Raw genomic sequence first — 8,586 nt, 5'->3', positions numbered from 1 at the left:
TTAGTGGGACCGGCTTTAGCCGGGAAGGGGCCGGGGCGGGCGCTCTCGATGTGATGGTGCCCTCGCTCTGCGTGTTGATGCCGCCGCGGGCGCCGCAGGGTTATTTGCCGGACAGTTGCATGATCAGGGCGGTTGTCAGGTAGAGCCTCGGCGCGATGCTGCTCAGGTCCAGGTATTCGTCGTCGGCATGGAGGCCGGCGCCGACGACGCCCATGGTTTCGAGCACGGCGGGTTTCTGGCTGTCGGGTACGTAGGCGTAGCCGGCGTCGGTGCCGAAGCGCATGGCGATGGGTTCCAGGGGGCGGCCGATGTGGCCGTATATCGCTTGGGCGGTTTTGGCGAGGTCGTCGGTCGCCGGGTTTTTCGCCAGCGGCGGGCGGCCTTTGTCCAGGCGGAAGGTGACCTCGGTGCCGTCGATCAATTTGCCCTGCACGATGCGCTGACCGTCCGCCAGTACTCGGTCGGATTCGCTCAGGTCCGAGTAGCGCATGTCGCCTTCCGCTGCCGCGCTGGAAGGGATGATGTTGCGTTTCTCACCGCCCTTGATGAGCGTCCAGTTGACCGTGGTGCCCTTGGCTGGGTCGCCGAGATCCTTGAGTTGCACCAGCTGGTGGGCCAGTTCCATGGCCGCATTGCGCCCGGCTTCCGGGGCGGAACCCGCGTGTGATGACTTGCCTGTGACGTCGACGAAGACCCCGTTGATGCCATTGGTCGCGACCGTCACGGCGTCCTTATCCGGGGGCTCGAACGAGAACACATAGTCGTGCTTGCGGGCGAGTTCGGCGATGAGGGTTTTCGAGCCGGCCGAGCCCGTTTCTTCGTCCGGGTTGAACAGCACGGTAATCGTGCCGAAGCCCTTGAATTTTTCGTTTTCGAGCAGCTTCAAGCTGTGCAGCACCATCGCCACGCCACCTTTGGCGTCGGCAACGCCGGGGCCATAGGCGTGCTCGCCGTCGACACGGAAGGGTCGCTTGGCGGCGGTGCCGGGACCGAACACGGTGTCGTAATGGATCATCAGCAGGAAGGACTTGCTGCCTGTGCCCTTGAGGGTGCCGACGATGTTATCGCCCGCCGAAGGGGTCGCCGGCGAGGTTTGCACTGTTGCGCCCAGGGCCTTGAGCCGCTCGACCAGCACCGCGCTGACCATTTTCAGCCCGGCCCCCTGGCCGGTTCCGGTGTCGATGTCGACCAGTTGTTTGACCGTGGTCAGGTAAGGTTTTTGCTCGGCTTCGGCTTTCTTCAACAGTTGCTCGGGAGAAACGTCGGCGGCATAGGCGCCGGAAGCAAAAAGGCTGCCGCAGCTGAAAAGCGCGGCGGCGACCGAAGCGGTCAGGGCGGTACGTCGAACGTGCATGCTGGATCCCTCAGATGATGTACGAGTTGTTGTGATGTCCCCCGGACACACATTCTTCCCGCAGAGTAGGCCGTCGGGTCTGACAGCGCGTGAGGTTTCCATGCCTGGGCTGACAGCTCAGCGGCCTGGCGTAGAGCATTCCTGCAGCCACCGCCCTTTCCTCCGACATTCGCCGTAGAATCTTCGTCTGAAATAAACGAGTGGTGAGGTTGCAGCGGTGGATGTACAGCAGGGCTTCGTCCTGACCCGGCATTGGCGTGACACGGACGCAGGCACCGAGGTGGAATTCTGGCTGGCCACCGATGACGGCCCGCGACAGGTACGCCTGCCGTATCAAACCTCCGTCGCGTTTATTCCGGCGCAGCACCGCGAGCGCGCCGAAGCCGTGCTGCGCAACGAACGCCATGTCGAGCTCAAGCCGCTGGAGCTGTGTGATTTCCGCCACCGCCCGGTGCTCGGCCTTTACACGCGCCAGCATCGCCAGTTGATGAGCCTGGAGGGCGAGCTGCGCAAAGCCAGCGTCGACGTGTACGAAGCCGATATTCGTCCGCCCGAGCGTTACCTGATGGAGCGGTTCATCACCGCCCCGGTGCAGTTCAGCGGCCGGGCGGACGCCGACGGCCTGTTGCTCGACGCGCAACTGCGGCCGGCTCCGGAATACCGCCCAACCCTGCAACTGGTGTCGCTGGACATCGAAACCACCGAGCGCGGCGAGCTGTATTGCATCGGCCTGCACGGCTGCGGCGAGCGGCAGGTGTACATGCTCGGGCCGGCCAATGGCGACGACGCACAGGTGGATTTCAAGCTGGACTACTGCGACACCCGCGTCGCACTGCTGGAAAAACTCAACGAATGGATGGCCCGTCATGACCCTGACGGGATCATTGGCTGGAACGTCGTGCAGTTCGATTTGCGCGTGCTGCACGAGCACTCGAGGCGTTTGAACGTGCCGCTGCGGCTGGGTCGCGGCGGGGAAGTCATGACCTGGCGCGAGCACGGCGCGCGTAACAACCATTTTTTTGCGGCCGCGGCCGGACGCTTGATCATCGACGGCATCGAGGCGTTGCGTTCGGCGACATGGAGCTTTCCTTCGTTCAGCCTGGAGAATGTCTCGCAGACGCTGCTGGGCGAAGGCAAGGCCATCGACAACCCCTATCAGCGCATGGACGAAATCAACCGCATGTTCGCCGAGGACAAGCCGGCGCTGGCGCGTTACAACCTCAAGGACTGCGAACTGGTCACGCAGATTTTTGCCAAGACCGAGTTGCTGACCTTCCTCCTTGAACGTGCCACGGTCACCGGTTTGCCGGTGGATCGCAACGGCGGTTCGGTGGCCGCGTTCGAGCATTTGTACATTCCGTTGATGCACCGGCAGGGCTTTGTCGCGCCGAACCTGGGCGAGCGCATGCCGGAAGCCAGCCCGGGCGGCTTCGTCATGGATTCGCGTCCCGGCCTTTACGAGTCGGTGCTGGTGCTCGATTACAAAAGCCTCTACCCGTCGATCATTCGTACGTTTCTGATTGATCCGGTGGGCTTGATCGAGGGCCTCAAGCAGCCGGAAGACAGCGAGTCGGTGGAAGGCTTTCGCGGTGCGCGTTTCTCACGCACGCGGCATTGTCTGCCGGCGATCGTCGCGCGTGTCGCCGAAGGGCGTGAGGTCGCCAAGCGCGAGCGCAATGCGCCGTTGTCCCAGGCCCTGAAAATCATCATGAACGCTTTCTACGGCGTGCTCGGCTCCAGCGGCTGCCGTTTTTTCGACACGCGGCTGGCGTCGTCCATCACCCTGCGCGGGCACGAGATCATGCACCAGACACGGCTGCTGATCGAAGCCCAGGGCTATGAAGTGATTTATGGCGACACCGACTCGACCTTCGTCTGGCTGAAAAAGGCCCACGAGCAGGAAGACGCGGCGCGGATCGGCGCCACGCTGGTCAAGCAGGTCAATGACTGGTGGCGCACGCACCTGCAGCAGGAATACGCGCTGGAGAGTGCGCTTGAGCTGCAATTCGAAACGCACTTCAAACGCTTCCTTATGCCGACCATCCGCGGTGCCGAGGAGGGCAGCAAAAAGCGCTACGCGGGGCTTGTCACCCGCCCCAACGGCGAAGACGAAATGGTCTACAAGGGGCTGGAGGTGGTGCGTACCGACTGGTCACCGCTGGCCCGGACCTTTCAACAAGAGCTGTACCTGCGGATTTTCCAGCGCCAGCCGTTTCAGGAATACATCCGTGACTACGTGCGCCGGACACTCGCCGGCGAGCTCGACAGCCAGTTGATCTACCGCAAGCGCCTGCGTCGCGCCCTGGACGATTACGAACGCAACGTGCCGCCCCATGTGCGAGCCGCGCGGCTGGCAGATGAGTACAACCGTCAGCAGGGTCGGCCGTTGCAGTACCAGAACCGCGGATGGATCAGCTATGTGATCACGGTCGCCGGCCCCGAACCGCTGGAAGTGCGCAGCGCCGCCATTGACTATGACCATTACATCAGCAAACAGCTGCAGCCCATTGCCGACGCGATATTGCCGTTCGTGATCTCGCGGACCCTCGATCTCAGCGCGCAAGACCAGTTCAGCTTCGACTTCTAAGCCCGGCCTCCAAGCCCGGCCTCAGCGCGGGGGATTGATCCGCAGCGCGTCCAGCACCACGCGAAACGCCGCGGTGTGCTGCCGCCGGCTGGGGTAGTACAAGTGATAGCCCTCGAACGGTTCGCACCACTCGGCGAGCACTTCGACCAGTTCGCCACGTTCAATCGGCCCGGCCACGAGGCCCTCCGGGAGTTGCGCCAGACCCACGCCGTCCAGGCAGCCCTGAAGAATCTGAAACACGCTGTTCATGATCAACGGCCCGTCGACGCGCACCCGGATGCTGCGGCCCTCCTTTGCGTACTCCCATTGATACAGCGCGCCATGGGTCGGCAAGCGCAGGTTGATGCAACGATGGCCGGGCAGGTCCTGCGGCACTTGCGGCGTGGAATGGCGGGCCAGGTACGCGGGGGATGCCACGGTCATCAGCCGCAACGGCGGGGCGATCGGCGCTGCGATCATGTCCGCCGCGAGGGTGTCACCCAGGCGCACGCCGGCGTCGATGCGCTGGGCGACGATGTCGGTCAGGCCGTAGTCGGTGACCAGCTCGATGGTCAGCTCCGGGTGTTGATCGAGCAGCGGTTTGAGTCGCGGCCAGAGCACGTAACGCGCGGCGAATTCGTCAGCGGTGATGCGCACGGTGCCGGACGGCCGCGCGCTGTGGTCTACGGCAGCGTTGACCTGCGCCTCAATGCCGTCGAGCAGCGGCGCCTGCCCCTCGAACAATTGCTCGCCGGCCTCGGTGCGGGTCACGCTGCGGGTCGTACGCGTGAGCAACCGAACGCCCAGACGCGCCTCCAGCGCGCGGATGGTCTGGCCGACCGCCGAGGGCGAAATGCCCAGCGCCGCCGCCGCGCGGGTGAAGTTGCCCTCGCGACCCACGGCCACAAACACCGCCAGGTCATCCAGTTTGTAATCGGCCATTGAGAAGCGCTCCTTCATTTTGATCGAAGCAGTCTACGGCTACTGTCGTCAATGTGCCCTTGTTACGCTGCATGAACACTTTTTGGAGGTCGCCATGACAGACACCACCCAAGCAACTGATGCCGCTGCCCAAGACATGCAAATCCACCGCGCCGGTTCGGCCAAGGCCATCAAGGGCCCGGCCGACTGGTTCACGGGTGACGTACGCATTGACCGGATTTTCAACGCGCCGGCCCCGGCACGCGTCGGCCTCGCGGTTGTGAACTTCCAGCCTGGTGCCCGTACTCACTGGCACACGCATCCGCTGGGGCAGATCCTGCTGGTCACCGATGGCGTCGGCTGGACCCAGTGCGCAGGCGGGCCGAAAATCGAGATCCGCCCCGGCGATCTGATCTGGTGCAATTGTGGCCGCCGTCACTGGCACGGCGCGACGGACACCACCGCGATGCAACACGTGGCCGTCAATGAGGCGCTGGACGGCAAGCCGGTGGATTGGCTGGAGCCGGTGAGCGAGGAGACCTACCTGGCCGGGCCGGTGAAAAAAGACTGAGGGGACCGAAAACCCCCATCATGAAACCGCCACGGCCTGGCTGCGCATCCGGGTGATGTCCTTTTTCGGCGGCGCGCCGAACAGCCGGCCGTACTCGCGACTGAACTGCGACGGGCTTTCATAACCGACCTTGAACGCGGCGCTGGCGGCGTCCTGATGCTCACTGAGCATCAGCCGTCGGGCCTCGTTCAGGCGCAGCCATTTCTGGTACTGCAGCGGGCTCATGGACGTGAGGTTGCGAAAATGCAGATGGAAGTTGGGCGCGCTCATTTGCACCCGCGCCGCCAGGTCTTCAATGCGCACCGGCGTCGTGTAATGCAGCTTGAGCCAGTCAATGGCTTTGGCAATGCGGTGGCCCTGGCTGTCGACGGAGGCGATGTGTCGAAGCAGGGGCGCCTGATCGCCTTTAAGCAGACGGAAGTGAATCTCGCGCTGCAGCAGCGGCCAGAGCACCGGGATGGCGTCGGGCTCCTGCAACAGATCGATCAATCGGGCGAGCGGGTCGAGCAGCGCAGACGTCAGGGTCGCGATGCCGGCACTTCGGCGTATGGCGCGCTCTTTGGGCACGGGCACGTCCCCTTGGGCGATCAGCTCGGTCAAGGTGCGCAGGTCCAGCTTGAAGACCAGCCCCAGACACGGTGCCTCTGCGCTGGCATGGGTCACGGCGGAATGCGCCGGTACGTCCAGCGAGGTGATCAAAAACCGTGACGTGTCGTAGGGGAAGACATCGCCGCCGATGACCATTTCCTTGGCGCCCTGGACCACCAGCACGATGCTCGGCGCCAGGATGCAGGTGACCGGCGGCGAGGGCGCTTCGCGGCGAAACAGACCGAGGCCGGCGATGGCGGTGGGGAAGTCACCCGGTGCCGGTGTGAGGCTGCTGATGATGTGCGTCAGCGATTGCAGTCGGGCAGACCGGTGGCTGCCGTTCGCCGGCGCGTCGGTCGCGATGTCTTGCATGGTCTGACCCTCCTTTTCTCAAGCTCAAACTGTACGTGCGCGGCAAAACGGCTGTCCACACGCGCGCGGCGGGTTTGATCGGATCAGGCAATAAACCCAGCGGATCGCTCTACGGGCTTGCGCTGCTGCGCCATGACTATGTGCCTCGCACACTTCATCGCGCCACGCCTGGCGCCGGAGACATTCAATGAAACAGCTGATGATGGGGCTGGCCTTGCTGGCCAGCTCGTTCGCAACAATGGGAGCCGATATGTCCAGCGGAGCTGACAATTTTTATAAAAGTGAACAGGTCACCCAGCAAAAGGTGACGTTCAACAACCAGTACCAGATGAAGACGGTGGGCAACCTGTTCGTGCCCAAGGACATGATCAGCGGCCGCCAGTACCCCGCGATCATCGTCGGTCACCCCATGGGCGCCGTGAAGGAGCAAAGCTCCAACCTGTACGCGCAGAAGCTCGCAGAGCAAGGCTTTATCACCCTGGCCATCGATTTGTCTTTCTGGGGCGAGAGCGAAGGCAGGCCACGCAATGCCGTGTCACCTGACCTGTACGCTGAAGACTTCAGCGCCGCGGTCGATTACCTTGGCGGCCAGCGCTTCGTCGATCGCAACCGCATCGGTGTGCTGGGTATCTGTGGCAGTGGCAGCTTTGCCATCAGCGCCGCCAAAATCGACCCGCGCATGAAGGCCGTTGCGACGGTGAGCATGTACGACATGGGCGGCGTCAATCGCAATGGCTTGCAGCATTCAGTGACCATTGAACAACGCAAAGAGGCCATTGCGGCCGCAGCCGCACAGCGCGATGTGGAATTTGCCGGCGGCAAAACGCTGTACACCAGCGGCACCGTGGACAAACTCACCGATAAGTCCAACCCGATCGAACGGGAGTTCTACGATTTCTACCGAACGCCACGGGGTGAGTTCACGCCGAAGGGTCAGTCGCCTGAACTGACCACGCATCCCACCCTGACCAGTAACGTGAAGTTCATGAACTTCTACCCGTTCGCTGACATCGAGACGATCTCGCCGCGGCCCATGCTGTTCATCGCCGGCGAGAACGCTCATTCCCGTGAGTTCAGTGAGGAGGCTTATCGCCTGGCCGGCCAGCCCAAAGAGCTGGTGATCATCCCGGGTGCCGGACACGTCGACCTGTACGACCGGGTGGACCTGATTCCATTTGACCGACTGACGTCGTTCTTTCAGACCCACCTGAAGTGACCCAACCGGCGGGTACCACCGCCTGATCGGGCCGCAGCCTCACTCTTTCACGTCCATGAAATCCTTGGCCCACCCTACGTAGCTTTCCGGGAACGTGTAGGTGTGGGTCAGTTCGGTGGCGCTGTGGTTCGAGGTGCTGTGGGTCACCTGGCGTTGGGCCCGCAGGCTGTCGTAGGTGGCCTTGATCGCGGCGAAGTACGCAGCGTGACCGGCCACCACCACTCGCACGCCCTGGTGCGCCAGGCGCTGGCGGTCATTGAGCTTCGGATTGCCGTAGGTCACCAGCATCAGCGGCACGGTGAGCTTTTCCGAAATCTGCTCCAGGTGCTCGAAGTCCTTGATGCCGACGATGCAGATGCCGTCGGCACCGGCCTTTTCGTAAGCCAGGGTGCGCTCGATGATGTCCTGCACCGGCAAGACGCCGGCGTTGGTTCGGGCAATGATCGACAGCTCCGGATCGACCCGCGCTTCGAGCGCCGCCTTGACCTTGCCGATGCCTTCTTCGATGGACACCAGATCCGTAGACTTGCGCCCGAATTGCGCGGGCAGCAACGTGTCTTCAATGGTCAGTGCCGCCACACCGGCGCGCTCCAGTTCTTCAACCGTGCGCATCACATTGAGGGCGTTGCCGTAGCCATGGTCGGCGTCGGCAATGAAAGGCAGCTGCGCGACGCGGCCGATGCGGGTGGCCTGCTCGACGAACTCGCTCAGGGTGATCAACGCAAAATCGGGCGCTGCCAGGACCTGCAGCGATGCCACCGATCCTCCGAGAATGCCGACTTCAAAACCCAGATCAGCCGCGATGCGCGCCGACATGGGGTCGAACACGGACGCCGTTTCGACGCAGTGCTGCGAAGCCAGCTGTTCACGGAATTTGCGACGCAAAGCGGAGTGGGAAATTCTGGACATAAGGCTTCCTGATTCTGGCCGTCATCGAAATGCGAGCAATGCTACCGCAAAATCAGGCTGAAACGACTCACCTCGACGAGCGACGTGCG

Annotated in this window: 7 protein-coding genes; 3 read left to right on the top strand and 4 right to left on the bottom strand. The window is 63.1% G+C overall.

Features of this window, described 5'->3' with window-relative positions:
* Positions 1-100: 100 nt before the first annotated feature.
* Positions 101-1,354, bottom strand: coding sequence for a M20/M25/M40 family metallo-hydrolase (locus tag VF672_RS19295; protein WP_331106147.1), 1,254 nt, complete (start codon positions 1,352-1,354; stop codon positions 101-103).
* 217 nt (positions 1,355-1,571) lie between these two features.
* Here VF672_RS19295 and VF672_RS19290 point away from each other — a divergent pair, with 217 nt between their 5' ends.
* Positions 1,572-3,941, top strand: coding sequence for a DNA polymerase II (locus tag VF672_RS19290; RefSeq protein ID WP_331106146.1), 2,370 nt, complete (start codon positions 1,572-1,574; stop codon positions 3,939-3,941).
* 21 nt (positions 3,942-3,962) lie between these two features.
* Here VF672_RS19290 and VF672_RS19285 read toward each other — a convergent pair whose 3' ends face one another.
* Entirely contained in the window at positions 3,963-4,862 is a 900-nt protein-coding gene (locus tag VF672_RS19285) for a LysR family transcriptional regulator (protein WP_331106145.1), read from the bottom strand.
* A gap of 94 nt (positions 4,863-4,956) precedes the next feature.
* Here VF672_RS19285 and VF672_RS19280 point away from each other — a divergent pair, with 94 nt between their 5' ends.
* The gene (locus tag VF672_RS19280; RefSeq protein ID WP_414705634.1) at positions 4,957-5,412 is read left to right on the top strand and encodes a (R)-mandelonitrile lyase; all 456 of its coding nucleotides are present in this window, start codon (positions 4,957-4,959) and stop codon (positions 5,410-5,412) included.
* Between the two features lie 18 nt (positions 5,413-5,430).
* On the opposite strand, the gene VF672_RS19275 is transcribed toward VF672_RS19280, so the two are convergent.
* Complete coding sequence (locus VF672_RS19275) at positions 5,431-6,372, bottom strand: AraC family transcriptional regulator (RefSeq protein WP_331106144.1); 942 nt, start codon at positions 6,370-6,372, stop codon at positions 5,431-5,433.
* A gap of 187 nt (positions 6,373-6,559) precedes the next feature.
* Between VF672_RS19275 and VF672_RS19270 the strand changes: the two genes are divergently transcribed.
* On the top strand, positions 6,560-7,588 hold the full coding sequence (locus VF672_RS19270; protein WP_331106143.1) for an alpha/beta hydrolase: 1,029 nt from the start codon (positions 6,560-6,562) through the stop codon (positions 7,586-7,588).
* 39 nt (positions 7,589-7,627) lie between these two features.
* Here VF672_RS19270 and VF672_RS19265 read toward each other — a convergent pair whose 3' ends face one another.
* Complete coding sequence (locus VF672_RS19265; RefSeq protein WP_331106142.1) at positions 7,628-8,497, bottom strand: oxaloacetate decarboxylase; 870 nt, start codon at positions 8,495-8,497, stop codon at positions 7,628-7,630.
* Between the last annotated feature and the right edge of the window lie 89 nt (positions 8,498-8,586).

This window comes from Pseudomonas sp. (assembly GCF_036387035.1).
Taxonomy (GTDB): Bacteria; Pseudomonadota; Gammaproteobacteria; order Pseudomonadales; family Pseudomonadaceae; genus Aquipseudomonas.
This window is presented reverse-complemented; position numbering and strand designations above follow the sequence as displayed.